At 73.0% G+C, this 26,106-nt stretch carries 23 protein-coding genes; 7 read left to right on the top strand and 16 right to left on the bottom strand.

The window, feature by feature from the left end; translation table 11 throughout:
* Positions 1-13: 13 nt before the first annotated feature.
* The 7 genes from AB4Y76_RS05155 to ahcY form a co-directional block, all read right to left on the bottom strand.
* A complete protein-coding gene (locus AB4Y76_RS05155; protein ID WP_441922808.1) occupies positions 14-691 on the bottom strand; it encodes a response regulator in 678 nt (225 codons plus the stop codon).
* Positions 692-792: 101 nt separating this feature from the next.
* A complete protein-coding gene (hpf, locus tag AB4Y76_RS05150) occupies positions 793-1,407 on the bottom strand; it encodes a ribosome hibernation-promoting factor, HPF/YfiA family (RefSeq protein WP_441922806.1) in 615 nt (204 codons plus the stop codon).
* A gap of 424 nt (positions 1,408-1,831) precedes the next feature.
* Positions 1,832-2,533, bottom strand: coding sequence for a ComF family protein (locus AB4Y76_RS05145; RefSeq protein WP_441922804.1), 702 nt, complete (start codon positions 2,531-2,533; stop codon positions 1,832-1,834).
* A 74-nt stretch (positions 2,534-2,607) separates the two neighbouring features.
* Entirely contained in the window at positions 2,608-4,365 is a 1,758-nt protein-coding gene (locus tag AB4Y76_RS05140; RefSeq protein ID WP_441922802.1) for an LpqB family beta-propeller domain-containing protein, read from the bottom strand.
* Positions 4,362-6,014 (bottom strand): MtrAB system histidine kinase MtrB, encoded by a 1,653-nt coding sequence (gene mtrB / locus AB4Y76_RS05135; RefSeq protein WP_441922800.1) that lies wholly within the window; start codon positions 6,012-6,014, stop codon positions 4,362-4,364. Before mtrB ends, AB4Y76_RS05140 begins: the two co-directional genes overlap by 4 nt.
* A 67-nt stretch (positions 6,015-6,081) precedes the next feature.
* The gene (mtrA, locus tag AB4Y76_RS05130) at positions 6,082-6,828 is read right to left on the bottom strand and encodes an MtrAB system response regulator MtrA (RefSeq protein ID WP_441922900.1); all 747 of its coding nucleotides are present in this window, start codon (positions 6,826-6,828) and stop codon (positions 6,082-6,084) included.
* Positions 6,829-6,832: 4 nt separating this feature from the next.
* On the bottom strand, positions 6,833-8,272 hold the full coding sequence (gene ahcY / locus AB4Y76_RS05125; protein ID WP_441922798.1) for an adenosylhomocysteinase: 1,440 nt from the start codon (positions 8,270-8,272) through the stop codon (positions 6,833-6,835).
* A gap of 125 nt (positions 8,273-8,397) precedes the next feature.
* Here ahcY and AB4Y76_RS05120 point away from each other — a divergent pair, with 125 nt between their 5' ends.
* Complete coding sequence (locus AB4Y76_RS05120) at positions 8,398-9,351, top strand: DUF808 domain-containing protein (RefSeq protein WP_441922796.1); 954 nt, start codon at positions 8,398-8,400, stop codon at positions 9,349-9,351.
* Here AB4Y76_RS05120 and AB4Y76_RS05115 read toward each other — a convergent pair.
* Genes AB4Y76_RS05115 through AB4Y76_RS05100 form a run of 4 tightly spaced genes read right to left on the bottom strand, consistent with a single transcriptional unit; the run spans position 9,348 to position 12,309 of the window.
* Positions 9,348-10,370: an SIS domain-containing protein gene (locus AB4Y76_RS05115; protein ID WP_441922794.1), complete on the bottom strand. Its 1,023-nt coding sequence runs from the start codon at positions 10,368-10,370 to the stop codon at positions 9,348-9,350. The genes AB4Y76_RS05120 and AB4Y76_RS05115 overlap by 4 nt on opposite strands.
* Positions 10,371-10,381: 11 nt before the next feature.
* The gene (locus AB4Y76_RS05110) at positions 10,382-10,567 is read right to left on the bottom strand and encodes a Trm112 family protein (RefSeq protein WP_441922792.1); all 186 of its coding nucleotides are present in this window, start codon (positions 10,565-10,567) and stop codon (positions 10,382-10,384) included.
* 28 nt (positions 10,568-10,595) lie between these two features.
* Complete coding sequence (locus tag AB4Y76_RS05105) at positions 10,596-11,942, bottom strand: phosphomannomutase/phosphoglucomutase (RefSeq protein ID WP_441922790.1); 1,347 nt, start codon at positions 11,940-11,942, stop codon at positions 10,596-10,598.
* Between the two features lie 10 nt (positions 11,943-11,952).
* Positions 11,953-12,309, bottom strand: a complete 357-nt coding sequence (locus AB4Y76_RS05100) for a DUF3499 domain-containing protein (RefSeq protein ID WP_441922788.1) — start codon at positions 12,307-12,309, stop codon at positions 11,953-11,955.
* Between the two features lie 49 nt (positions 12,310-12,358).
* On the opposite strand from AB4Y76_RS05100, the gene AB4Y76_RS05095 reads away from it, so the two are divergent.
* Positions 12,359-12,823: a metallopeptidase family protein gene (locus tag AB4Y76_RS05095; RefSeq protein WP_441922786.1), complete on the top strand. Its 465-nt coding sequence runs from the start codon at positions 12,359-12,361 to the stop codon at positions 12,821-12,823.
* On the opposite strand, the gene AB4Y76_RS05090 is transcribed toward AB4Y76_RS05095, so the two are convergent.
* The 3 genes from AB4Y76_RS05090 to AB4Y76_RS05080 all read right to left on the bottom strand — a co-directional run bounded on the left by AB4Y76_RS05090 (position 12,824) and on the right by AB4Y76_RS05080 (position 17,323).
* Complete coding sequence (locus AB4Y76_RS05090; RefSeq protein WP_441922784.1) at positions 12,824-14,128, bottom strand: DUF5719 family protein; 1,305 nt, start codon at positions 14,126-14,128, stop codon at positions 12,824-12,826.
* Positions 14,125-16,983, bottom strand: coding sequence for a glycosyltransferase (locus tag AB4Y76_RS05085; protein WP_441922782.1), 2,859 nt, complete (start codon positions 16,981-16,983; stop codon positions 14,125-14,127). Before AB4Y76_RS05085 ends, AB4Y76_RS05090 begins: the two co-directional genes overlap by 4 nt.
* A gap of 85 nt (positions 16,984-17,068) precedes the next feature.
* Positions 17,069-17,323 (bottom strand): WhiB family transcriptional regulator, encoded by a 255-nt coding sequence (locus tag AB4Y76_RS05080; protein WP_441922780.1) that lies wholly within the window; start codon positions 17,321-17,323, stop codon positions 17,069-17,071.
* A 209-nt stretch (positions 17,324-17,532) separates the two neighbouring features.
* On the opposite strand from AB4Y76_RS05080, the gene cofD reads away from it, so the two are divergent.
* The 4 genes from cofD to AB4Y76_RS05060 all read left to right on the top strand — a co-directional run bounded on the left by cofD (position 17,533) and on the right by AB4Y76_RS05060 (position 21,264).
* Positions 17,533-18,567, top strand: coding sequence for a 2-phospho-L-lactate transferase (gene cofD, locus AB4Y76_RS05075; RefSeq protein ID WP_441922779.1), 1,035 nt, complete (start codon positions 17,533-17,535; stop codon positions 18,565-18,567).
* Positions 18,564-19,547: a coenzyme F420-0:L-glutamate ligase gene (gene cofE, locus AB4Y76_RS05070; RefSeq protein WP_441922777.1), complete on the top strand. Its 984-nt coding sequence runs from the start codon at positions 18,564-18,566 to the stop codon at positions 19,545-19,547. Before cofD ends, cofE begins: the two co-directional genes overlap by 4 nt.
* A gap of 84 nt (positions 19,548-19,631) precedes the next feature.
* Positions 19,632-20,354: a DUF3105 domain-containing protein gene (locus tag AB4Y76_RS05065; protein ID WP_441922775.1), complete on the top strand. Its 723-nt coding sequence runs from the start codon at positions 19,632-19,634 to the stop codon at positions 20,352-20,354.
* 184 nt (positions 20,355-20,538) lie between these two features.
* The gene (locus AB4Y76_RS05060; RefSeq protein WP_441922773.1) at positions 20,539-21,264 is read left to right on the top strand and encodes a DUF3105 domain-containing protein; all 726 of its coding nucleotides are present in this window, start codon (positions 20,539-20,541) and stop codon (positions 21,262-21,264) included.
* Positions 21,265-21,266: 2 nt separating this feature from the next.
* On the opposite strand, the gene AB4Y76_RS05055 is transcribed toward AB4Y76_RS05060, so the two are convergent.
* On the bottom strand, positions 21,267-22,346 hold the full coding sequence (locus AB4Y76_RS05055; protein ID WP_441922771.1) for a mannose-1-phosphate guanylyltransferase: 1,080 nt from the start codon (positions 22,344-22,346) through the stop codon (positions 21,267-21,269).
* Positions 22,347-22,384: 38 nt separating this feature from the next.
* On the opposite strand from AB4Y76_RS05055, the gene AB4Y76_RS05050 reads away from it, so the two are divergent.
* Entirely contained in the window at positions 22,385-23,050 is a 666-nt protein-coding gene (locus tag AB4Y76_RS05050; RefSeq protein WP_441922769.1) for a TIGR03089 family protein, read from the top strand.
* Here the strand turns inward: AB4Y76_RS05050 and AB4Y76_RS05045 are convergent.
* Positions 23,047-26,091: an FG-GAP-like repeat-containing protein gene (locus AB4Y76_RS05045; protein ID WP_441922767.1), complete on the bottom strand. Its 3,045-nt coding sequence runs from the start codon at positions 26,089-26,091 to the stop codon at positions 23,047-23,049. The genes AB4Y76_RS05050 and AB4Y76_RS05045 overlap by 4 nt on opposite strands.
* Between the last annotated feature and the right edge of the window lie 15 nt (positions 26,092-26,106).

Raw genomic sequence — 26,106 nt, 5'->3', positions numbered from 1 at the left:
TCGGACAGAAGGGCTACGGGATGTCGAGGAGCTTCTCGCGCACGGCGTACATCACGGCTTCCATGCGCGAGTGCAGCTGCAGCTTGTCCAGGATGTTGCGGACGTGGTTCTTCACCGTGTTCTCGCTGATGAACAGCTGCTTGGCGACCTCGCGGTTGTTCAGCCCCTTGGCCACCAGCCGGAGCACCTCGAGCTCGCGATCGGTCAGGCGCGGCGAGCCGCCCTGGTCGCGGTCGACCCGGGAGATCTCCTTGAACTCGTCGATCAGCTTGGCGGCCATCGACGGGCTGATCAGCGACTGTCCCTCCGCGACGACACGGACCGCCTGGGCGACCTCGTCGATCGAGGAGTCCTTGAGCAGGTAGCCGGAGGCACCGTTCTTGACGGCCTCGTAGAGGTCGCCCTCCTCGTCGCTCACCGTCAGCATGATGATGCGCGTCGAGGGGGCGATCTCCTTGATCCGGACGCACGCCTCGAGCCCGCTGCGCTTCGGCATCCGGACGTCGAGCAGCACGACGTCCGGCGTCGTCTCCGCGATCAGGTCGAGGGCACTGAGTCCGTCGCCGGCCTCGCCGACGACCTCGATGTCGGCCTCGACGCCGAGCAGCATGGTCAGTCCGCGACGGAAGAGCTCCTGGTCGTCGACCACGACCACGCGCACGGCCTCTGAGCCGGTCATGTCTGCTGCCACGACCTGATCATGTCAGACGGACACCGCCCGAACGGGCCATACGGCCATGACCGTTCATCGGAACTGCGTGACATCTGGACTCCCCCTGTCCCGGGCGGGACCTAGCTCACGTCGAGCGAGATCACGCCATAGTCATATCCACGCCGACGATAGACCACCGACGGCTTCTCGGACTCCTTGTCGACGAACAGGTAGAAGTCGTGGCCGACGAGCTCCATCTCGTAGAGCGCCTGCTCCAAGGTGATCCGGGTGGCCGCGTGGGTCTTCTCGCGGACCACGAGCGGGCCGTCGCCGTCGACCGTCACCGGGCCGACCTGGTGGACCGAGAACTCGTCCTCGGTCTCCGCCGGGGCGACGCCGTTGGCGGAGCGCGCCATCGCCTGGTGCACGGACTCGGGAGCGTGCTGGCCGCGGTGCACCTTGCGGCGGTCGGCAGCGCGGCGCATCTGCGCCGACATCTTGTCGAGGGCGAGGTCGAGGGCGGCCATCTTGTCCTCGGCGCACGCCTCCGCGCGCAGGACCGGGCCCTTCGACTTCGCGGTCAGCTCGACCCGGATCTGGCGCTCGGGCTGGCGGGCGTTGCGCTCTCGTTCCAGGAGTACCTCCACACGGATGATCCGATGATCGTGCTTCTCGAGCCGGAGGAGCTTCTCCTCGACGTGCTCGCGGAACCGCTCCGAGACCTCGCAGTGCCTACTGCTGACCACAACGTCCATGCAGACCTCCCGATCTCTGGGCAGGACGACCCGCCCGCTGGCTACCGCCCGACGCTCCCGCGTGCGGGCAGCAAGGAAGGAGTCCGTCCGGCCGACCTGGTCTTCGTCCCCACACCCGCCTGCTGAGGCGCTCGCAGCTTTTTGCCACTACTGACCTTCTCCAGCGCTTCCCCGTATCTGACGGGGAACGCCGGGCAGGACTTACGACTAAGCCGCACCGTGATCGACGCAGCCCCGCGAGGGGCGAACGCCTTACGTGGACCGTTTCGCCTGCGACTGGCATCGGCTTGTCGGACGGGACCTCCACCGAGACATGCCCGGTTCGTGACCTGCCTGACGCAACCACGGACCCGGACGGACTCCATGTAGAGACGTTAGCCGCCAGTACCGAAAAGGGGTAGCGAACGCGGCGATCATCCCGTGATCAGACGGGCGATCTCGTCCGCCGGGTGGCCGCGACCACCGCGATCCCGGCCACCGGGATTCCCACCGCGGCGAGCGCACGCTGCGCCTCCCGGGAGGTCGACCCGGTGGTGAGGACGTCGTCGCAGACCACGGCGACCACCGGCTCCCCGGATCCGGCCAGCCGGCGCAGCGAGCCCGGGCGTGCCGCGAAGGCCCCGCCGAGGTTCTCCGCCCGTGCGCCCGCGTCCAGGCCCGCCTGGTCGCGGACCCGGTGGCGCTGCCGCAGCAGCCGTACCGCCCGGACGCTCCCGGCACGGTGCCCGGCCAGGTGACCGGCCGCCGCGCGGGTCAGGCGCGCGAGCGGGTCGTGGCCGCGGGCGCGCACGACGGAAGGTCGCGAGGGCACCGGCACGAGCAGGACCGGCGCGTCCGGCGGGGTCCGGGCCAGTGCGGCGCCGACCGCGACCCCGAGCACCCGACCGAGGGGTCCGGCGAGCGCGTGCAGGCCGCGCTCCTTGTGCGCCAGGAGGAGGCGGCGCAGCGGGTCGGCGTACGGGCCGGCGGCGTACGCCGGCGCCAGTCCGGGCGGGCACGGGTCCGGCCGGACCGGACCGGCGCCGGTCGGGAGAGCCGCCGCGCACGCGGGGCAGAGCGCACGCCCGGGGCGGGCGCAGGACAGGCAGGAGCCACCGAGGACCAGGTCGAGCCAGGCGTCGCGCACCGGGTCACGGTGCCCGCCCGCCGGCCCGGGCACCGTGGCCGGGCGCCCACCTGGGGAGAACTGCGGCGGCGGAGCTACTGGGGATAGGCCGCGGCGAGGACGTCGGTCAGCGGCGACCGCACCCACTGCCCGGACGGCTCGAGGGTGAGCAGGTGCTGGTCCCCGGTGACCACGCGCAGCGTCAGGTCCGTGTCCGGGCTGGCCGCGATCGCCGCGATCTGACCGGGCACGAGGTCCGGCGTCCTGGCCCCGGGCTCCCCCGGCGAGCCGTCCATCTCGACGAAGACGATCCGGCCCGGGCCGCCGGCGGCCTGGGTCAGCACCGCCACCGTGGTGGCTCCGCTCTGCGACACGTCCTTGATCGGGCCGACCTCGTCGGCGCCCAGGCCCACCCGGGTCGGCGGGTCGGCCCGCACGAACCGGCCGGCCGCGTCGCGCAGCAGCGGGCTGACCAGGACGGCGGGGGCGTTCGCGTCCACGAGCGCGGCGACGAACCGGGTGCCGTCGCGGCTGACCGTGAAGGCGCTGATCCGGCGCCCGCTGATGCCGGGGAGGTGCACGACCCGGTCGCTGCGGCCGACGATGAGGTGCACCACCGCCCCGCGCGCCGTCGCGTCGACGACCCAGAGGCCGCCGAAGCGGTCGTAGGCCGGGCGCAGCAGCGACGTGCCGCCGGTGAGCAACGTCTGGACCCGGGACGCCGCCCGGGAGCCCTGGTCCGGGGCGCGGTACACCTGGCGGCCGTTGCTGGCGACCGCGGCGACCAGGTGCCGGTCGGCGTCGAGCGCGACCGAGCGCAGCGCGAAGCCGGTCCGGCCGAACGGGCCGCCGACGGGCGTGCTACCGGTGGAGTCCTCCTGCACCACCCGGCCGTCGGCGACGGCGACCAGGTCGCGGGACGGCGCGGTCAGCGGGTCGTACTCGATGCCCTCCAGGACGCCGACGTCGGAGCGGCCGTCCGGTAGCGGCACGGTGACGCCGTCGACGGTCAGCCGGATCCGGGTGATCCCGGGAACCTGGCGCAGCGCCCACGCCAGCTGCACGACGGCCCGGTTCAGGTCGGCCGGGGACAGCTTGAGCAGGTCCGGCCCGAGCGGAACCTCGGCGACGCCCTCGTCGCTGACCACCACGGCCAGGTCGAGGGCCGTGCGCGGCGGGAAGGCGCTCGAGACGACACCCGACAGGCCGGCCGGCGGGCCCGCGAGGATGCCGCGGACCAGGTTGGTCGCGGTCTGCTCGCCGCGCGGGAGGTACACCCGGGTCGGCACCAGCACGGTGCCGGTCCGGTCGAAGAAGTACAGGTGGAACGGCACGAACAGGCTGGAGAAGTACGACGCCGGCACCGCCAGCGCGTTCGGCGGGTTGTCGATCCGCCACTCACCGTTCTCCTGCACCAGCGAGAACGGGACCGGCTGCGTGCCCGCCGGGGCGGACGCGTCCCAGGTGCCGGTGGCGTCGAGCCGGTGCGCGGCGCCGAGCCGCGCGACGACCTGGTCGCCCTCGGTCACCACCGACGAGGAGTCGTAGACGATCGTGCCGCCGACGGGCTTCCAGCTCGCGCGGGCGCTGCTCGACAGGAAGCTCCGCGCCACGGTCGTGCTCGGCGGGTTGGCCTGCATCGCCAGCAGGAACCCGCGGACCACCCCCTCGCGGTCGTCGCCCGGCGTCGGGCCGGGCGGCACGAAGTACGGCGCCTGGTTGCTCGCGGACGCGTCCGCGTCCGGCCGGGTGTGCACCTCGCCCGTGGTCGGGAGCGTGGTGCAGCCGGTGACCAGGGCGAGCAGGAGGAGGGCGGCGAGCGTCAGCACGCGGACCCGGTTCCCGGCGCTCACCGGGCGTCCCCGTCCCGGGTCGCGACGCGCACGTCGTCGGGCACCAGCGGGAGCGGACTGTGCGCCAGGGGCTCCCCGGCACGGCGCGGCACGGTCAGCCGGAACTGCGCCCCCTGCTCCGGCGCGCCCCACACCTCGAGCCAGCCGCCGTGGAGCTGGGCGTCCTCCAGCGAGATGGCCAGTCCCAGGCCGGTGCCGCCGGTGGTGCGGGCGCGGGCCGGGTCGGCACGCCAGAACCGGTTGAAGACCATCGCCGCCTGGCCGGGCTCGAGCCCGACCCCGTAGTCGCGGACGGTGACCGCGGTCGCGTGCGTGTCGGAGGCGACCCGGATCACGACCCGGGCGTCGCCACGGACGTTCGCGTGGTCGATCGCGTTGCCGACCAGGTTGCGCAGCACCCGCTCGACCCGGCGCTCGTCGACCTCGGCGACGCACGGGACGGGCGTGTCCAGGACCAGCTCGACCCCGCGCCGCGCGGCGACCGGACCGGACTGGTCGACCACCCGGTGGGCGACGTCGACGACGTTGACCTCGGCGAGCTCGAGCCCGGCCGCGCCGGCGTCGAAGCTGCTGATCTCCAGCAGGTCGCCGAGGAGGTTCTCGAACCGGTCGAGCTCCTTCTGGAGCAGCTCCGCCGCCCGGGCCGTGACCGGGTCGAAGCTCTCCTTGGAGTCGTGCAGGACGTCGCCGGCCATCCGGACCGTGGTGAGCGGCGTACGGAGCTCGTGGGAGACGTCGGAGACGAACTGGCGCTGCACCCGGGAGAGCTCGACGAGCTGCCGGATCTGCAGCTGCAGGGTCTGGGCCATCTGGTTGAAGGAGGTGGCCAGGCGGGCGATGTCGTCCTCGCCCTGGACGTGCATCCGCTCCTCGAGCCGGCCCGAGGCGATCCGCTCGGCGACGCGTCGCGCGAGCCGGACCGGGTTGATGACCTGCCGGGTGACCAGCCAGACCACGCCGCCGGTGAGCAGGAGCAGCAGCACCCCGGAGGTGAGCAGGGAGCTGCGGGCGAGGTTGATGGTGCGCTGCTCCTCCTGCATCCCGAACAGGTAGTAGAGCGCGTAGGTGCCGCCGTCCGAGGGCAGCACGACCCGGGAGCCGACGGCGACCGCCGGGGTGCCCTCCCCCGGGTCGTCGGAGAGGCGCTGGATGCGGGTGTAGGTCCACGCGGTCTTCGTCGACGACTCGACCTCGCGGCGGAGCCTGTCGGGGATGCTCGCGGCCGAGATCCCGGGAGTCGTGCGGATGCCGGTGACCGGGGTCGGGTCCGCGTCGGTGCCGACCGGGCCGAGCACGACCACGTCGAAGCCGCGGACCTCGCCGCGGGCGACCAGGCTCTCCACGAGCTGGCGCAGCTGGGTCGAGGGGTCGAAGTCGCTGCTCCCCGCCGAGCCGAGCCGCTCGCGGGCGGTGCTGGTCTCGCTGGTGGCCTCGTTCACCGCGGCGCTGGTCCGGGAGCGCACCAGGCCGTCGGAGATCTGCTGCATGACCAGCCAGCCGGCGCCGCCGGCGACGATGGCGCCCAGCAGCACGATCGAGACGACGACCCGGGTCCGGATCGAGCGCCGCCAGAACGTCAGGGCGTTGCCGACGCCGCGGCGTACGGCGGACCAGGCGGCTCCCAGGCCCGCGACGACGGAGTCACCCACCCGCCGCCGTGCGCCCGGGGCCTGCTCGCGGGTGGTCGCAGGCCGATCCGAAGGCGGTGCCGCCTCGTCAGGCCGGATCGCCATCGGGCTCGCCGTCCTGCGGTGGTTCGGAGGAATCCGTCGTGCCGGCCTTGTAGCCGACACCGCGCACCGTGACGACGATCATGGGGTTCTCCGGGTCGTGCTCCACCTTCGCGCGCAGGCGCTGGACGTGCACGTTGACCAGGCGGGTGTCCGCCGCGTGCCGGTAGCCCCAGACCTGTTCGAGCAGCATCTCGCGGGTGAAGACCTGCCACGGCTTGCGGGCCAGGCAGACCAGGAGGTCGAACTCGAGCGGGGTCAGCGCGATGGCCGCGCCGTCCCGGGTGACGGTGTGGCCGGCGACGTCGATCTGCAGGTCGCCGACGGTGATCGCCTCGGGCAGCGGCTCCTCGAAGTGCCGCATCCGGGCCCGGATCCGGGCGATCAGCTCCTTGGGCTTGAACGGCTTCGCGACGTAGTCGTCGGCCCCGGACTCGAGGCCGACGACCACGTCGACGGTGTCGCTCTTGGCGGTGAGCATGACGATCGGAACGCCCGACTCACCCCGGATCTGACGGCACACCTCGATGCCGTCGGTGCCCGGGAGCATCAGGTCCAGCAGGACCAGGTCGGGACGGTAGTCCCGGAAGGCCGCCAACGCCTCGTCCCCGCGCGCGACGATGTGGCTCTGGAAGCCCTCGTTGTGCAGGACGAGCGTGAGCATCTCCGCGAGGGCCGCATCGTCGTCCACGACGAGGATGCGCGCCCTCCCGGCCTGGTCCGGCTGGCTGATCAACTCAGTAGCGGTAGTGGTCCGACTTGAACGGACCCTCGACCGGGACACCGAGGTAGTCGGCCTGCGCCTGGTTGAGCACGGTCAGCTCGACGCCGATCGCGTCGAGGTGCAGGCGGGCGACCTCCTCGTCGAGGTGCTTGGGCAGCACGTACACGCCGACCGGGTACTCGTCGAGCTTGGTGAAGATCTCGATCTGCGCCAGCACCTGGTTGGTGAACGAGTTCGACATCACGAACGACGGGTGGCCGGTCGCGTTGCCCAGGTTCAGTAGGCGGCCCTCGGACAGCACGATGACCTTCTTGCCGTCGGGGAAGATCCACTGGTGGACCTGCGGCTTGATCTCGTCCTTGACGATGCCCGGGATCTTGGCCAGGCCGGCCATGTCGATCTCGTTGTCGAAGTGGCCGATGTTGCCGACGATCGCCTGGTTCTTCATCCTCTCGAAGTGCTCGACCCGGATGATGTCGAAGTTGCCCGTCGTGGTGATGAAGATGTCGGCGAAGTCGACGACCGACTCCAAGCGCTTGACCTCGTAGCCGTCCATCGCCGCCTGCAGCGCGCAGATCGGGTCGATCTCGGTGATGATGACGCGGGCGCCCTGGCCGCGCAGCGACTCCGCGGAGCCCTTGCCGACGTCGCCGTAGCCGCAGACGACCGCGGTCTTGCCGGCGATCATCACGTCGGTGCCGCGGTTGATGCCGTCGATCAGCGAGTGCCGGCAGCCGTACTTGTTGTCGAACTTCGACTTGGTGACCGAGTCGTTGACGTTGATCGCCGGGAAGAGCAGCGAGCCCTCCTTGAAGCGGTCGTACAGCCGGAGCACACCGGTGGTGGTCTCCTCGGTGACGCCCTTGATGTCGTTGGCGATGTTGGTCCAGCGCGTCGGGTTGTTCTCCAGCGAACGGGCCAGGACGCGCAGCACCTCCTTGTACTCCTCGTTGTCGGTGGAGTCCTGGCCCGGCACCGCGCCGGCCTTCTCGAACTCGACGCCCTTGTGGACGAGCAGCGTGATGTCACCGCCGTCGTCGAGGAGCATGTTCGGGCCGACCGGGTTGCCGTCCTCGTCGGTGAAGTCGAAGACCTTCTCGGCCTCGTCCCAGTACTCCGCCAGCGTCTCGCCCTTCCAGGCGAAGACGGGGGTGCCCTGGGGGTCCTCCGGGGTGCCGTTGCCGACGACGACCGCGGCGGCGGCGTGGTCCTGGGTGGAGAAGATGTTGCAGGTGGCCCAGCGGACGTCGGCACCGAGCGCGGTCAGCGTCTCGATGAGCACGCCGGTCTGGATCGTCATGTGGAGCGAGCCGGCGATCCTGGCTCCCTTGAGCGGCTGGTCGGCGCCGTAGCGCGCGCGCATCGCCATCAGGCCGGGCATCTCGTGCTCGGCGAGGGTGAGCTCCTTGCGGCCGAACGCGGCCAGGGAAAGGTCTGCGACCTTGAAGTCCATCGTTGTTCCTTGCATGTCTGAGTGGATTCGGGCGAGGCTGAATACAGGCGGAGGCCTGTGAAGAGCGTCTGGCCACGATCTCGTGCGCGAGGCGCAGGTTCGATGTTACCCGCTAGGGTCACCCCGTGAGTGCTGGACTGTTCGGACTGCTCGACGACGTGGCCGCCCTCGCGCGCCTCGCCGCCGCCTCCCTCGACGACGTCGGGGCCGCCGCGGCCAAGGCCAGCGCGAAGGCCGCCGGCGTGGTCGTCGACGACACCGCGGTCACCCCGCAGTACGTCCAGGGCGTCGCGGCGGAGCGCGAGGTCCCGATCATCAAGCGGATCGCCAAGGGCTCGCTGCGCAACAAGCTGCTCTTCATCCTGCCCGCGGTGATGCTGCTCAGCCAGTTCCTGCCCGGGCTGCTGACCCCGCTGCTCATGGTCGGCGGCACCTACCTCTGCTACGAGGGCGCCGAGAAGATCTGGGAACGGATCAGCGGGCACCACGCCACCGTCTCCGAGGACGTCGCCCAGGTCGGCTCCGGGCCGGAGGTCGAGGAGGCGACGATCCAGAGCGCGATCCGGACCGACTTCATCCTGTCCGCCGAGATCATGGTCATCTCGCTCAACGAGGTCACCAACGAGCCCTTCTTCTCCCGGCTGGTCATCCTGGTCCTGGTCGCCTTCGGCATCACCGCGCTGGTCTACGGCGTGGTGGCGGTGATCGTGAAGATGGACGACGCCGGGCTCAACCTGGCCCGCCGCGAGTCGCCGTCCACCCAGAAGCTCGGCCGGCTGCTGGTCCGGGCGATGCCGAAGGTGCTGAACGCGATCTCCGTGATCGGCGTCGCCGCGATGCTCTGGGTCGGCGGGCACATCGTGCTCAACGGCCTCGACGAGCTCGGCTGGTCCGCGCCGTACGACTTCGTCCACCACGTCGAGCACGAGGTCGAGCACGCGATCGACACCCTGAGCGGCGTCTTCGGCTGGCTCGCGAACACCTTCTGCTCGATGGTCTTCGGGCTGCTGCTCGGCGCGGTCGTCGTGCTGGTGATGCACTTCGTGCCGAAGCGCGGCAAGGCCGCGCACGCGCACTAGTCGCCGGCGAGCCCGACCTCGAGGTAGTGCGCCGCGAACGTGCCGGTGGCGAGCAGCGACGCGTAGGAGGCGACCGCGCCGTCCCCGGCGGCGGTGACGGTCTCGACCCGGATCCCGTGCGCGTCGGCCTGCTCGGTCAGCCGCGACCGGGTCTCGGCGACGACCGGGTCCGGCGAGCCGTCGTCCAGGACGAGCAGGGACGGCCTCGGCTCGCTGGCCTCGTCGGCGAACGGGTCGGCGAAGACGTCGGCCGGCGGCGCCCCGGCCAGGACCGGCAGCAGGTGCTCGGCGTCGGCCGCGAGCGCTGCCCGACCGGTGGCCCGGCGCAGCGACTCGGCCACCCGGCGCGCGGCGCGGGCGGCGAGCACCGTACCGCCCCAGAGCAGCGGGCTGGTCTCGGCGATGCCGCTGGCCAGGATCTTGGCCGGGTTCACCGCGAGGTCGCGGTACGGGCCGCACGCCAGCGCGACGTCGTCGAGCGCCACCGCGACCACCTCGGCGTCGGTGTCGGGACCGAGCCCGAGCCGGTCCATCAGCTCGAGCATGACCACGGCCGTCGCCAGCTGGTCACCGGTGACGGTGGGGAGCAGGTTCGAGTAACGCCCCGGGGTGTGCCGGCCGACCAGCGAGTCCTCCGGCGTGGCCACCACGAGCGGGCAGCCCCGGCGGACCGCCTCGGCGACGCCGGCGGCGGTCCCCGGGTCGTTCCCGTCGGGGGCGAGGACGACCACCAGGTCGAGCGCGCCCGCCCACCCCGGCAGGCCGGGTCCGGGCCAGGCCACGAACGGGACCGGGCAGGTCGGCTCCAGGACCGCGCGGAGCAGCCGGGAGTCCGGGCCGGCGGCCACCACGGCGCGCGGGGGCGCGGCGGAGAGCACCTCGACCGCCGCGGCGAGCGACTCGGCGGCGGAGACGGCCTCGCGGCGTACGCGGGCACCGCCCTCGGCCAGGTTGCGCAGGGCGGGCTCGGCCCTGCGGAGCGCCTCCTCGTCGTCGAGGAGACCGTCGTCGAAGACCATGGCGGTCGTGCTCAGGCGCTGGTTCCGGGGGCGCTCTGGCGAGCCTCGTCGACCAGCAGCACCGGGATGTCGTCGCGGACCGGGTAGGCCAGCCCGCAGCCGGAGCAGACGAGCTCCTCGGCGGCCGCGTCGGCGGCCAGCGAGCCGTGGCACGCCGGGCACACGATCAGGTCGAGCAGCTTCTCGTCGAGGTTCATGTCGCTCTCTCGTTCAGGACCGGCAGGGTCAGTTGCGGATGGCGGCGAGGACCTCGTCGCGAACCCGGCGCATCGTGTCGTCGTCCTTGCCCTCGGCGTTCAGGCGCAGCAGAGGTTCGGTGTTCGACGCCCTGACATTGAACCACCAGTCGGCGTGCACGACGCTGAGGCCGTCCAGGTGGTCGACCTCGACACCCGGGCGGTCCGCCCACGCGGCCTCGATCCGGGCCACGACCGAGGCCTGGTCGGCGACCTCGGAATTGATCTCGCCGCTGGCGACGAACCGGGAGTAAGGCGCGAGCACCTGCGACAGCGGGGCGTCGGACTCGGCCAGCGCGGCCAGCGCGTGCAGCGCCGCGAGCATGCCGGAGTCGGCCCGCCAGAAGTCGCGGAAGTAGAAGTGCCCGGAGTGCTCGCCGCCGAAGATCGCGTCGGTCTCGGCCATCGTCGCCTTGATGAAGGAGTGCCCGACCCGGGTACGGACCGGGATGCCGCCGAGCTCGGTGACGATCTGCGGCACCGCGCGCGAGGTGATCAGGTTGTGGATGATCGTGGAGCCCGGGTGCTTCGCCAGCTCCCGGGCCGCGATCAGCGCGGTCAGCACGCTCGGACTGACCAGCTCGCCGCGCTCGTCGACCAGGAAGCAGCGGTCCGCGTCCCCGTCGAAGGCGAGGCCGATGTCGGCACCGGTCTCGCGGACCTTCGCCTGCAGGTCGACCAGGTTGGCCGGCTCGATCGGGTTCGCCTCGTGGTTCGGGAAGGTGCCGTCGAGCTCGAAGTAGAGCGGCACGACCTCGGCGTCGACCTGGCCGAGCACGGCCGGCGTGGTCAGGCCGCCCATGCCGTTGCCGGCGTCCACCACGACCTTGAGCCGGCGTCCGCGCACCGGCGCCAACCCGAGCAGGTACGACGCGTACTCGGCGAGCAGGCCGCGCTCGTCGATGCTGCCCGGCGTCGCGGCGGTCAGGGTCTCTCCCGACGCGACCCGGTCGCGGATCTCGGCGAGCCCGGTCTCCATCCCGATCGGCGCGGCGTTGACGCGGCACATCTTGATGCCGTTGTACTGCGCCGGGTTGTGGCTGGCGGTGAACATCGCACCGGCGCGGCCGAGGTGGCCGGAGGCGAAGTACAGGCCGTCGGTCGAGCAGAGCCCGATCAGGGTGACGTCGGCGCCGGCCTCGGTGGCCCCCTCGGCGAACGCGCGGGCCAGCCCGGGTGAGGACGGCCGCATGTCGTAGCCGACCACCACGGGTCCGTCCCCGACGACGGCGACGAACGCGTTGCCGATCTTGCGGACGAGCTCGGCGTTGATCTGGTCCGGGACGGTGCCGCGGACGTCGTAGGCCTTGAAGAACGCGTTCAGGTCGGTCGCCATGACCCGAACCCTAGTCGTCGGACTTCAGGACCCTCAGGTGCCCCTTGCGGGCGACCTCGCGCATCTCGAACGGCTCCCGCTCGACCGCCACCGGGCGCGGCTGCGCGGCCTCCCGGACCGCGTCCGCGAGGGCCAGCAGGTCGTCGGCGGAGTGGGCGTGCGGGTCGTCGTGGGCCAGACGAAGCACCTCCCAGCCGCGGGGCGCGCTGAGCCGCTCGCTGTGCAGCTCGCAGAGGTCGTAGGCGTGCGGCTCGGCATAGGTCGCGAGCGGGCCGAGGACGGCCGTCTGGTCGGCGTACACGTAGGTGAGCGTGGTCGCGGCGGGACGCCCGCAGGCGGTGCGCGAACAACGACGGAGCAGACTCACGCGGGCGAGATTACCCGCTGGCCGGGCACGCGCGGATTAGGCTCGCGGGGTGGTTGACCTGCCTTCCCCCTCCCCGTCGCCCGGCCGCCGCACGCGTCGCCGGGACCGGCACGACCGCGGCCTGCGCGGACCGGCGTTCGGGCGGAGCACCCTCGCCCCGCGCGGTGTCCCGGCCGCCCGGACCCGGGCCGAGCGTTTCGACGACATCGCGCTGCGGGTGATGCGGGCCGTGGTCCGCCCGTGGGAGGACCGGCTCGGCCACGTCGAGCTGGCCGTCGAGGAGGTCCCGGTGCTGCCCCCGGGATGGAACGACAGCTCGGTGCCGCTGGCCTCCTACGTCGCCGCCACCGGGTCCGCGCCGCCCCGGCTGGTGCTGTTCCGCCGGCCGCTGGAGCACCGCGCCGAGGGGCTGGTCGAGCTGGAGACGCTGCTGCTCACCGTCGTGGTCGAGCAGCTCGCCGAGGTCCTCGGGATCCCGGCCGAGGACGTGCACCCGGGGTACGAGGCCGAGTAGTCACCACCCCTGCCGTACCACCGGCAGGCGGATCGACCGCAGCGCCGGGGAGATCCCGCCCGCGGTGATGCCCTGGGGGGCCGTGCCGAACAGGCCGGCGACCGTGGTCGCCGTCGCCGAGGTCAGCTGGACCGACCGCACCCGGGGCCCCAGGACGATGCCGAGCGTGGTTCCCGCCTTGACGGTCTGGACCTGGCTGGCGAGCTGGCGGCCGGCCTCGTCGTACGTCGTCATGGTGACCGCCCCGGCGGCTCCGAGCGAGGAGAGCGCGAGCTCGCGCCGGGTCCCCTGCGGGACGGCGAAGGCGGTCGTGCCGCGGACCGGCCGGACCCCCGTCGCGTAGGCGATGTCGCCGCCCTGGACCGACCGCACGGTGGCGGTGACCCGCTGCTCCGAGCTGACCCGGACCGCGACCGCAGTGCCGTCGAAGACCGAGGTCAGCGGCAGCGTCGTCACCGATTGCGGCGGGATGGTCAGCGTCGGCACCTTCTCGGGCGCGAAGGTCCCGGTCGCGCCGATCACCTCGACCTGGGCGATCGCCTCCCGCTGGCCCGGGTTGACCACCACCAGCGTCGAGCCGGAGGGCTTGTCCGGGAGGCCGACGAGGGTGACCGCGGTCGCCGGCAGCGACTGCGGCGGGACCCACTCGCGGACGTCCTTGCCGACCGCGCGCGGTGAGTACCGGTCCGCGGCCGAGATCGCGACCAGGCCGCGCTGGGCGACCACCCGGACCGCGAGCTCGCCGACTCCGGGCGCAGCCTGCGCGAGGTCCAGCTCCTGGTGGCCGCCGGCCGGGACGATCACGCCCTTGAGCCCCGGCGCGGTCACCGGGCCGTCCGGGCCGTAGACGTCGATGTCGAGGACGGCGGCACCGTCGCGCGGGTTCGAGATCGAGAGCACGGTGTCGTGGGTGACCGCGGCACCGCCGACGCCGACGAACCACCAGCGGGCGTGCGCCTCCGGGCAGGGCAGCCAGGCCGCCCAGAGCGGGGCGCTCGCGGCCTGGGCGGCGTACGCGGTCGCGGCCTCGCGGCGGTCGACGTCGATCACCACCGGACCGCTGGCGGGCTTCGGTGCCTGCGGCCCGCCGACGACGCTGCCCTGGGTCACCGAGGTGCCGGGCAGGTTGCCGGTGCAGACGAAGGTGCGCTGGTCGAGCTCGACCCGGGCGGCCGGCGCGACCGGTGCGCCGATGCCCTCGGGCGTCGTCCCGGCGAGGGCCAGCAGGCCGGCGGTCAACGCCACCACCATGATGCCGAGGACGGCCGAGCCGCGGGCCCGGCCGCGGGCGCTGCGGGAGCTCATCGCCGCCTCCTCTCCGGAGCCGCCAGCACGATGCAGACGAGCAGGCCGAGCAGGCTGAGGAAGACCCACACCGGTCGGAGCACGGCCTTGCTGTGGTCCAGGGAGTCAAGAGTCTGGTCCGGCGTCACCGTCCAGGCGCGCGATCCCGGCGCCGGGGCGCTGGCGCCGCTGAAGCCGGGGGCGGCGTCGAGGCCGCCGCTGACCTGGGCCGCCACCGGGGCGGGCGCGTAGACGTACCGGACGCCGTAGGAGGCGAGCAGGTCGGCGTCGTTGGGGCGGGCCGCGGAGAGCAGCCGCTCGACCAGGTCCTGGAACTCCTGGTCGGGGCTGGTCAGCGCCAACGGGCCGTCGTCGCCGGTCCGCTCCGGCCCGGAGCGCAGCAGCTGGTAGCTGATCCCGGTGCGCAGCCCGCCCTGGATCCGGAGGACGCCGCTCAGGTCGGTGCCGTCGGCGAGCTCCTGCATGTATGTCGGCATGCTGGTCGACTCACCGCGGTGCAGCGGCCCGTCGTCGCCGTGGCCGACCCACCAGCCGATCCCCAGGACCGGCGCGGCGACCGCGAGCACGACCGCGACGGCCGCGACCGGCTGCCGCCAGGTGAAGCTCGACCCGGAGAACGCCTGGCCCGCGCCGTCCGCGGCGACGGTGGCCGCGAGCACGAAACCGGCCTGGACGAGGAGGAGCAGGAACCCGGGCCACGGCCGGAACTCGACCCCGACGCCCGGCAGCGAGACCGGGACCCGGGAGACCGCCGCGAGCACGACCGCCGCAGCCAGCACGACGACCCAGACCTGGAGGACCCGGCTGCGGGTGTCCGGCCGGACGAAGGCGACCAGGGCGGCCACCGGCAGGCCGATCCCGATCCAGGCCGGTGCGGAGCCGGGGCCGCCGGCGCGGCCGAGGACGAGGTCGAGCATGCTCGGGTCGAGCGGGAGCGCGGTCACCCGGCCGGCCTCGACCAGCCAGGCCCCGGGCGCGGCGAGGGTGCCGATCGCCCACGGCAGCACCAGCAGCAGCGGCACCAGGCTGACCACGGCCAGCTCGCGGCGACGTCCGCGCAGGCCGCCGCCGATGCTGGCGAAGAGCACGACGATCGCGATCACCAACCAGGCCGGGGGCACGAACGCCACCAGCAGCCCGCCGGCGATCGCGGTGCGCCAGGCAGCCCGCCAGCGGCGGACCGCGGCCGGCTGGTGGGCGGGCTCGGGAGCGCCGGCCACGCGGCGTCCGGCGCGCGGCTGCTCCTCGACCACGGGGGCAGCGAGCACGTCGGGGTCGGTCGCGCCGAGGCCGAGGGCGGCTGAGGCGAGCCAGGGCAGCACCGCGGCACCGGCGACCGTGCCGATCCGCCCCTGGGCGACCGCGCCCGTGACGACCGGCAGCACGCCGTACGCGGCGGCGCCCCAGATCGACGTCCAGGAACCGATGCCGAGCCGGCGCAGGAACCGGTGCGCGCCGAGGTAGGCCAGCGGCACGGCGAGGACGAAGAGGACGGTGAGCACCAGGTTCGGGTGCCCGAAGGACAGGGTGCCGAGGAACGCCAGCGGCAGCAGGTAGGCGCCGCCGGGCTCGGGGGTGCCGGTGCCGAGGGTGTGCCGCCACGAGCCCCACACGCTCCACCAGTGCGCGGCGGCGTCGGGGGCCGGGAGCAGCGCGCCCCCCTGCAGCGAGCCGGAGGTCCCGAGCAGGGCGTGCCCGGCGACGACGGCGAGGACGAGCATCACGGCGATCGCCCAGAGCGCCGGCATCCGCAGGAAGCGCACTAGCAGCGGGGTGTCGTCGGTGACGCCCGGCGGCCGGCGGCGCTCGGCCCGGTCACGCAGGCTGGCGGCGACCGCGACGCCGACGTCGGTCACGTAGTCGAGGCCGTGCCGGTAGGGCAGCCAGAACGGGGCGAGCAGCGGCCGTACCGCCTGGTGCGGGACGGTCGCGGTGCCGGCGCGGGCCCGGCGCGCCCGCAGGATCCGGCTCGGGTGCAGGAAGACGTCGAGCAGGGCGGCGACCTCGTCGGCCGCCTCGCCGGGGGCCCGGACGAGCAGCAGCCCGAGCGCGCGGAGCAGGCCGCCGACGACCATCCGCAGCGTCCGGAACGGGATGGTCCAGCCGGGGCTGTTGACCAGGAGGGTGTACTGGGCGCCCTCGCGCTCCTGCCGGCCCGGGTGGTCGACCAGCTCGGAGGTGCGGCGGCCGCGGCGCGAGGCCTCGACGTGGAAGACGACCGCGTCGGGGACCACGAGGGTGGCGTGCCCGGCGCGGGCGACCCGCCAGCCGAAGTCCACGTCGGTGCCGAAGACGGGCAGCGACTGGTCGAGCCCGACCTGCTCCAGGACGGCACGGCGGACGAGCATGCCGGCGGTGTTGACCGCGAGCACCCGGTGCACCTCGTCGTGCTGGCCCTGGTCGTACTCGCCGCGCTCGAGACCGGTCTCGCGCTGGCCGGTGCCGGTGAGCGTGACGCCCACCTCGAGCAGCCGCTTCAGCGAGGGCCACTCGCGGTGCTTCGGGCCGAGGGCGGCGACGTCGTCGCCCGCGTCCTCGGCGGCCGCGGTCAGGACGGCCAGGCAGCCGGGTGCCGGGTTGGAGTCGTCGTGCAGGAGCCAGACCCACTCGTCGGGCTCGGCCGGGGGCAGGCTCTCCAGCGCGACCCGCACCGACTCGGCGTACGGCGCGCGCCGGTCGAGGTGGAGCACGGGGCTGCCGAGGGCGGCCTCGACGAGGGCGACCGAGTCGTCGGCCGATCCGGTGTCCACGGCGACGATCCGGTCCGGACGGCGTTCGCCGTTCCGGATGCCCTCGAGGACAGCCGGCAGCCAGCGGGCGCCGTTGTGGCTGACCAGGAGTGCGGTGACCTTCACGAGGGGTCAGCCTAGTGTCGCGCGTCGAGGGAGCTTTGCCAGGGCCGGGCACGCTCCGAACGTGCGCCGGGCCGGGTGTGAGCGGTCAGACCGCGCGCTTCTTGAGCTTGCGGCGCTCCCGCTCGGAGAGGCCGCCCCAGATGCCGAAGCGCTCGTCGTTGTGGAGGGCGTACTCGAGGCAGTCCCCACGGACGTCACACGTCAGGCACACGCGCTTGGCCTCGCGGGTGGAACCACCCTTCTCCGGAAAGAACGCCTCCGGGTCGGTCTGGGCGCAGAGCGCCCGCTCCTGCCAACCGGCCTCGTCCGCGTCCCCCTCGAGCAGGTACAGCTCGCGCATGATGTTCCCCTTCGACCCTGCGACCCTGACGGACCGCGATTCTGTGTGAGGGTGATCTTCCTCACCGACCGTGAGTCGGAGTTGAAAACCACACTGATGTGATTACATGCCTGTCGCGCCCACGAAGTCAAGCCCGTCTCTGATAATGCTCACCCTCGTTCTCGAGGGCCGCTGAGCGCGGAGGTGGGCCCGGAGGTCACACTTCTCCCATGACCTCGACCCCCTCGGCGGCCTCCACGGCCACTCCCCCCGCCCGTGTCACGGTGCTCTCCGGCGGTGTCGGCGGCGCCCGTTTCCTCCAGGGCGTGCGGCGCCTCGTCGAGCGGACCGGCAGCAGCACGGAGATCACCGTGGTCGCCAACACCGGCGACGACCTGTGGCTGCACGGCCTCAAGGTCTGCCCCGACCTCGACACCGTGATGTACACCCTCGGCGACGGCATCGACCCCGAGCGTGGCTGGGGCCGCACCGACGAGACCTGGCACGCGAAGGACGAGCTGGCGGCGTACGGCGTCGGCCCGACCTGGTTCGGCCTGGGCGACCGCGACCTGGCCACGCACCTCGTCCGCACCCAGATGCTCGACGCCGGCTACCCGCTCTCCGCGGTGACCGAGGCACTCTGCAAGCGCTGGCTCGCCCCCAAGTTCGGCGACGGCGTGCGGCTGCTGCCGATGTCGGACGACCGGATCGAGACCCACGTCGTCATCGACGACCCCGACTCCGGCGAGCGCAAGGCGGTGCACTTCCAGGAGTACTGGATCCGGCACCGGGCGAGCGTCCCCGCCTACTCGGTCGTGCCGATCGGCGCCGACGCCGCGAAGCCCGGCCCGGGCGTGGTCGAGGCGATCACCGACGCCGACGTGGTGATCCTGCCGCCGTCGAACCCGGTCGTCTCGGTCGGCACCATCCTCGCCGTGCCCGGCGTCCGCGACGCCCTGACCAGCACGGCAGCCCCCGTCGTCGGCGTCTCCGGGATCGTCGGCGGCGACCACGTTCGCGGGATGGCCCGGCAGCTGCTCGGCATCCTCGACGTCGAGGTCTCGGCGGCCGGTGTCGCCGAGCACTACGGCGCCCGGGCGCAGGAGGGCATCCTCGACGGCTGGCTGGTCGACACCGTCGACGCCGGGCTGGTCGAGCGCGTCGAGGCCGCCGGCATCCGCTGCCGCGCGGTGCCGCTGATGATGACCGACCACGACGCCACCGCCGACATGGCGGCCGAGGCGCTGTCCCTGGCCGGCCTGTGAGCGGCTCGGAGATCCACGCTGGTCCGGGGGCTCGCCTGGAGGTCTTCGCCCCCGACGGGATCGGCGAGGTCACCGAGGGCACCGACCTCGCCGCCCTGGTCGCCGAGCACGCCGTCGACGGCGACGTCGCCCTGCTCACCAGCAAGGTGGTGAGCAAGGCCGAGGGCCGCGTCGCCACCGGCGACCGCGACGGCGCCATCCGGTCCGAGACCGTCCGGGTGGTGGCGCGCCGCGGCGGCACCGCGATCGTCGAGAACCACCTCGGCCTGGTGATGGCCGCGGCCGGGGTGGACGCCTCGAACGTCGCCACCGGCCGCCTCGTGCTGCTCCCCCTCGACCCGGACGCGACCGCCCGGGCCATCCGGGAGGCGGTCCGGGAGCGCACCGGGGCGAACGTCGCGGTAATCGTGACCGACACCGCCGGCCGGGCCTGGCGGCACGGCCAGACCGACCTGGCCATCGGCGCCGCCGGGATCGAGCCGCTGGACTCCTTCGAGGGCCGGGTCGACGCCTACGGCAACGAGCTCGCCGTCACCGCCCCGGCGGTCGGCGACGAGATCGCCTCGGCGGCCGAGCTGGCCAGCGGGAAGCTCGGCGGCCGGCCGCTGGCCGTCGTACGGGGGCTCGCGGAGCGGGTGCTGCCGGCAGGAGAGCACGGCCCGGGCGCGCGCTCGGTCGTCCGCGAGACCGGGACCGACATGTTCGGCCTCGGCAGCCGGGAGGCAGTGGTCGCCGCGCTCACCCGCACCCAGCAGGTCGCCTTCGGTGCGGCCGCCTCCCCCGACGACCTGCTGGCGGCGCTCGCCGTCTGCGGCTTCGAGGTGCTCGGGCGGGGACCCGACAGCGTCCTCGTCGACGCCGCCCGGACCGACCTGCGGCTGACCACGCTCGCGTTCGCCTTCGGCTGGCGGGTGCGGGCGACGGAGAATCCCGGCCCCCGATCGGCGGACTCCCCCGCGCTCCTTGCTCCGCTTTCGTAGACTTCCCAGCGATCCGTCCGGAACCCCCGGGCGGATCTGCGTCGAGCGACGACGGACACGACCCCGACTGACAGAGAGCAGACCGTGGCCAAGAAGAACCCCAAGAACACCGAGCGGCGCGCGCTGGTCGAGCAGATGCGCCAGGAGCAGGCCCGCAAGGAGCGCCGGCGCAGCATGCTCATCCTCGGCGGCTGCATCGTCGTCGTCCTCGGTCTGCTCGCCGCGGCGCTGGTGCCATACCTCAAGGACCAGCACGACAAGAACGTGATCGCCGGCAAGGGCGTCGACCAGATCGGCGCCACCAAGTCGGCCGCCGGTTGCGACGCGATCGTGACCAAGTCGGCCCAGGGCAGCGGCCAGCACAAGACGACCGGCGTCCCGCTCACCTACGACGACGCCCCGCCGGCCTTCGGCCCGCACTGGCCGAACTACCTCCAGGGCTCGGAGATCCGGAGCTTCTACTCGCCCGACGACCGTCCCGAGAAGGAGCGCCTGGTGCACTCCCTCGAGCACGGCCACACGATCTACTGGTACGACGAGACGATCACCAAGGGCAGCCAGGAGTACCAGGACCTCGAGGACATCGCTTCGAAGTTCTCCGGCAACGACTACTTCATGACGGCGCCGTGGACCAAGGCCGACGGCGGCTCGTTCCCCGAGGGCAAGCACGTCGCGCTGACGCACTGGACCGGCCCGGACAACCAGAAGGGCGTCTGGCAGTACTGCGCCAAGCCGAGCGGCGAGGTCGTCAAGGACTTCACCACGAAGTACCAGCCGGACAACGCCCCTGAGCCCGGCGCGCCCTGATCGGCAGCTTTCTCATCGTGGAGTGCCCCGGACCATCGGTCCGGGGCACTCCACGTTCCGGCTGAAAGAAATGCGTCCTCGAGGCCGGTTTTCGAGGCACGGGCCCTTGCGTGTTTCCTAGGCTGCTCGCGCGCTCGGCGAGCCGGGCGGCCGCTGGACCGACCCGACCGTCAGAGAGCAGACCGTGGCCAAGAAGAACCCCAAGAACACCGAGCGGCGCGCGCTCGTCGAGCAGATGCGCCAGGAGCAGGCCCGCAAGGAGCGCCGGCGCAGCATGCTCATCCTCGGCGGCTGCATCGTCGTCGTCCTCGGTCTGCTCGCCGCGGCGCTGGTGCCGTACCTCAACAGCCAGCGCGAGAAGGACCGGTTCGCAGGCCTCGAGCTGAGCAAGGTCGGCGTCGCCGAGGCCGCGGCGGCCTGCTCGGACGTGACCACCAAATCGGCCGCCGGCAGCGGCGAGCACAAGGACATCGGCACCAAGTTGGACTATCCCGACGCCCCGCCGGCGTTCGGCGCACACTGGCCGAACTTCCTCACCGGTGTCGAGAGGAAGAACTTCTTCTCGCCCGAGGACCGTCCCGAGGTCGAGCGCTTGGTGCACAGCCTGGAGCACGGCCACACGCTGTACTGGTATGACGAGACCGTGAAGCCTGGAACGGGTTCCTACGAGGACCTCCAGGCTATCGCCGCCAAGTTCTCCGACGACCCGTCCTTCAACATCGTCCCGTGGACCAGCGCCGATGGCGCGGCCTTCCCCGACGGTAGGCACGTCGTGCTGACGCACTGGACCGGCCCGGACAACCAGAAGGGCGCCTGGCAGTACTGCGGAAAGCCCAGCGGTGAGGTCGTGGCCTCGTTCATCAAGCGGTTCCCGCGGACCGACGCACCCGAGGACGTGCCTCAGGGGTGACCTCAGGCGAGGTCGGCGCGGCCGTTCGCCTTGAGGGCCTCGACTACGGCCTTCACGTCCTGAGCGCGCTCGGTCGTGGTGACCAGCAGCGCGTCGCCGGTGTCGACGACCACGACGTCGTCGAGGCCGAGGACGGCGACGGTGCGACCGCTCATCGGGACCACGAGCCCGCTCGCGTCCACGGCGACCACGTCGGCCGCGTCGCCGAGGACCTGCAGGCCCTTCGCGTCCCCGGCCGCGGCGAGCAGGTCGCGCAGCGCCTCGAAGTCGCCGATGTCCTCCCAGCCGAAGGAGCCCGGGACGACCGCGACCCGGCCCGCGGCCGCGGCGGGCTCGGCGACGGCGTGGTCGATCGCGATCTTGGTCAGACCCGGCCAGATCTCGTCGATGCGGTCGGGCTCGGCCGCGATAGCGCGCACGCCGGCCGCCAGGTCCGGCTGCTCCTCGGCGAGCAGGTCGAGCAGGACGCTCGCCCGGGCCACGAACATCCCGGCGTTCCAGCGGTACTCCCCCGAGGCGACGTACGCGGTGGCGCGGTCGAGGTCGGGCTTCTCCACGAAGGAGGCGACGGCGTGCGCGGTCGGGAAGTCGCCGAGGCGTTCGGCCAGCCGGATGTAGCCGAAGCCGGTCGAGGGCCGGTCCGGGTCGATCCCGATCGTGACCAGGACTCCCGTCCGGGCGACGGCGGCGGCCTCGGTGACGCAGGCGCGGAAGGCGTCCGGGTCGGCGATCACGTGGTCGGCGGCGAAGGAGCCGATCACCGCGTCCGGGTCCCGGCGCTCGACCAGCGCGGCGGCCAGGCCGATGGCGGCCATGGAGTCGCGCGGCGACGGCTCGGCGACGACGTGCTCGGCGGGCAGCTCCGGGAGCTGTCCACGGACGGCGTCCTGGTGCACGGCCCCGGTGACGACGAGCAGCCGGTCGCCGACCAGCGGTTCCAGCCGGTCGTAGGTGGCCTGGAGCAGCGTCCGGCCGGTGCCGCCGAGGTCGTGCAGGAACTTCGGCGCGTGCGCCCGGGACAACGGCCACAGCCGCGTTCCGGCGCCGCCCGCGGGTACGACGGCCCAGAGGTCTTCATCCATGCGCGGAATGATGCCAGCCGCCGTTCTAGGCTTCGCCCGTGACCACCTTCCCCGACCTGCTGGCCCGCCGGCTCCGGACCGACCCCGCGCAGCCGTTCGTCACGTTCTACGACGACGCCACCGGGGAACGCACCGAGCTGTCGGTGACGACGTACGCGAACTGGGTCTCGAAGACCGCGAACCTGCTCGCCGACGAGCTCATGCTCGATCCGGGCGACGGGGTCCGGATCGACCTGCCGCCGCACTGGCTCGGCGCGGTCTTCCTCGGCGCGACGCTCTCCTGCGGACTCGTCCGCGACGAGGAGGCCGAGGTGGCCGTCGTCGGCCCCGACGGCATCGCCGCCGCGCTCGACCGGGGCACCGGCACGGTGCTGGCCTGCGCGCTGCTGCCGTTCGCGACCCGGTTCCGGGACCCGCTCCCCGCCGGGGTCCTGGACCACGGGATCCTCTGGGCCGGGCAGAGCGACGTCTTCTCGCCGGTCGGGCCGACGGACCTCGGCGCACCGGCGGCCGACGACCGCCGGGTGGTCACCGACCTCGACCCGTTCGCCGACGGCGGCGCGCTTCTGCTCGGCCTGCTGGCCGGGTCCGGCTCGCTGGTCCTGGTCGTGAACTCGGCGGACGAGCAGCGGAACAGCGGATGGCCCGCTCACTCCCAGAGTGAGCGGGCCACCGCTGCCGTGCGGGCGAACCAGCCGATCTAGCCGATCAGCTGGTAGCCGGCGTATCCGTCTGCCACCCACACCCGGGGGCCGAAGCCTCCGGATGTCTTCCCCGGGAGCAGCCAGATGGTGCCGGTTCCCTTCTGCCGGGCCAGCACGTCCGCGACGCCGTCCCCGTCGACGTCACCGGCGCCGACGTAGGTGTCGTAGGTCGCGGCCGTGGACCCGTTCGCCGCCCGCAGGGCGGACTCCGGATCACCGGCCGCCAGCGGCACGAACGTGCCGTCGGCGGAAGCGAGCGTCGCACCCTGGGAGGCCCACGCGGGGCCCCCGATCTGGTTGAACGTCCGCAGTGATGCCGGAGCGAGTACAGGAGCCTTGAAGGCCTGGAGGCCGGCGCCGGGGAAGACCAGCATCGGACCGGTGCCGATCCGGCCGATCAGGTCCGGGAACCCGTCGCCCGTGACGTCGCCTACCGCGGCGAGCCGGGTGATCGTCGACCAGCCGTTGCCGAGCGAGCGGCCGCGGCCGAACTTGCCGCCACCCAGGCCCGGACGCAGCACCAGCCGGTTGCCGGCCTGCTCCCGGGTGATCACGTCGGCCTTGCCGTCCCTGTCCCAGTCACCGACGCTGAGCACCTGGCTGGCGCCGGCGATGGTCAGGTTGGTGGCGACCCGGGAGCCGATGTTGCGCCGGCCGTTGTTCGGCAGCACGACGAGGCGGCCGGTGGTCGTCTTGCCGACGAGGTCCATCGCGGCCGAGCCGGCCATCTGGGCCCCGCTGAGCTGGCCGAGGCCGGCGGCGTCGGTGAACGGGCCCCAGGCGGCACCGAGGGCGCCGGTGGTGCTGCCGGCGTACAGGGCGGTCAGGTTGGTCGAGTAGCGCAGCGCGATGTCGGACAGCCCGTCGCCGGTGGCGTCGGCGCCGGCGGCGATGCCGGTGACGCGTCCGGGGAGCTTCGCGATCACCCGCGGGGTGCCGAAGGCCTTCTTGGCGGTGCTGCCGCCCTTGCCCGGGAAGAGCACCAGTCCGTTGTCCGGGCGCAGGCCGAGCAGGTCGATCCTGCCGTCCTTGTTCACGTCGGCGGCGGCGGTGTAGCTGTAGCGCCAGGTGGCGCGGAGCACGGTGGCGGGGGCGAAGGTCCCGTTGCCCTTGCCGCGGTGCAGCATCAGCTTCCCGGTACGCCGGTCGCGGGAGATCACGTCGCGGCGGCCGTCGCGGTTGAAGTCGCCGGCGGAGACGATCAGGTTGGCGGTCTTGAACGCGTAGGTGCCGCCGATGCCCTTGCTGCTGACGTGGCCGTTGCCGTCGCCACGGAAGACCCGTGCGTAGCCGGTGGCGGCGGTCTTGGCGAGGACATCGCCCTTGCCGTCGCCGGTGACGTCGCCGAGCGCGGTGATCAGGGACATCCCGGCCCACGGTCCGGCGTTGGAGACCGGGGCGTCGTACCCCATGATCCCGCCGGTCGGCACGATCGAGATGGCCCCGCTCGCGCTCTTCACGACCAGGTCCGCCCAGGGCAGCCCGGTGAGGTCGCGACGGGCCGGGAACGTGATCGCCGGCTGCCGGAACGCCGCGCCCGGCGCGGTCGTCGGCTCCGGCGTGCCGGCCGGCGCGGCCAGCGGCACCATCGCCGCGGGGTCCGTCGGGGTGGTCGGCGTGGTCGGCGGTGTAGGAGTGGTCGGGGTGGTCGGGGTCGTGGGCACGATGCCGGTGTTCTGGATCGCCTGCGCGGCGGCCCGGACCGCCGGGATCTTGGCGTAGAGGTAGCGGCCCGGGCAGGCGGTCTGGCCGACGTCGCGGTGCCCGTTGATCGCCTGCAGGTAGCGGTCCTTGACCCAGAGCTTCGTCGAGTCGGCCCGGATGTTGTAGAGCGAGAGCTTCCAGGCGAACAGCCGGGCGTAGGCGTCGAGCAAGGCCTGCGGCGGCTGGGCGACGTCGAAGTTGCCGATCGCCGACATCGCGAAGGCGTACTCGTTGTAGCCCAGCGTGTGGGCGCCGACGACGGCCCGGTCCACCCCGCCGTAGCGGCCCTCCCAGATCCGGCCGAACCGGTCGACGAGGTAGTTGTAGCCGATGTCGCTCCAGCCGCGGGACTGCGTGTGGTACGCGTAGATACCGCGCAGCAGCGCCGGCACCTGGGCGGCGGTGTAGTCGTTCGCGTTGACCGTGTGGTGGATGAAGCCGGTCTTCACGGTGCCGTAGCGCAGCGAGCTCTTGTCGCGCAGGTTCTCGTTGGCGCCCCACTGGGCCCGGGAGTAGATGACCGGCTTCGGGGCGATCTTCATCGCCATCAGGGCGGCGTCGCCGGCGGTGCCCGACGACTGCTCCTCCCCCGTGCCTGCGGTGCGCTCGATCGGGGCGGCGCTGGTGGCGTCGCGGTCCGCGGCGGGCAGCTCGGCGGTGTCGATCGCGGCCGGCGCCTTCTTCTCGGCCGTCTGGCCCGGGTCGATGACCGCGAGCTCGAGGTCCGAGGGCGCCTGCCCGTCGGTGGTCTCGGCGCGCATCTGGACGGCGTCGACGTCACCGACGACGACGGCGTCGGTCCCGGGGCGGATCCGGCGGCTCTCGGCGGAGCCCGCGTCCGGGCCGTGCTCGTCGTGGTACGCCGCGGTCGTCCACCCCGACCAGACCCCGTCCTTCTGGGTCCGGACCTGGACGGCGATCTGGTCCTCGGCGAGCCGGGTTCCGGACTTCCACGTCACGCCGACGGTGGCGTAGCCGTGCACCTTCGTCGGCGACGAGACCGCCGCCAGGGTGCGAGCCGGCCCGGATGCCTTCCTCGCGGTCCGGGCTTGCGCCTGGACCGGCTTCCGGACCGGCTGCGACACCGGCTTCTGGGCGGTCGCGCGCAGCGGCGCCACCTTGACCTCACGGACCTGCGGGGTGACCGGGGACTCGGCCACGTACGCGTCACCGACCTCGATCGCGGGCGCGAGGTCGAGCGCCTCGGGGGCGGCTGCCTCGGGCGAGACGATCTGCAGCGTCATCACGCCGGCGGCCGACAGGCCCACCGCGACGACGACAGCCGTGACGAGGAACTGCTGGCAGACCGTGATGTACCGAGCTCGGTTGAAACGCATATTTCAGGACTCCAT

Source organism: Marmoricola sp. RAF53 (genome assembly GCF_052114005.1).
GTDB lineage: Bacteria > Actinomycetota > Actinomycetes > Propionibacteriales > Nocardioidaceae > Marmoricola.
The sequence above is the reverse complement of the archived record's forward strand: the minus strand, read 5'-3'. Positions and strand labels throughout refer to the sequence as shown.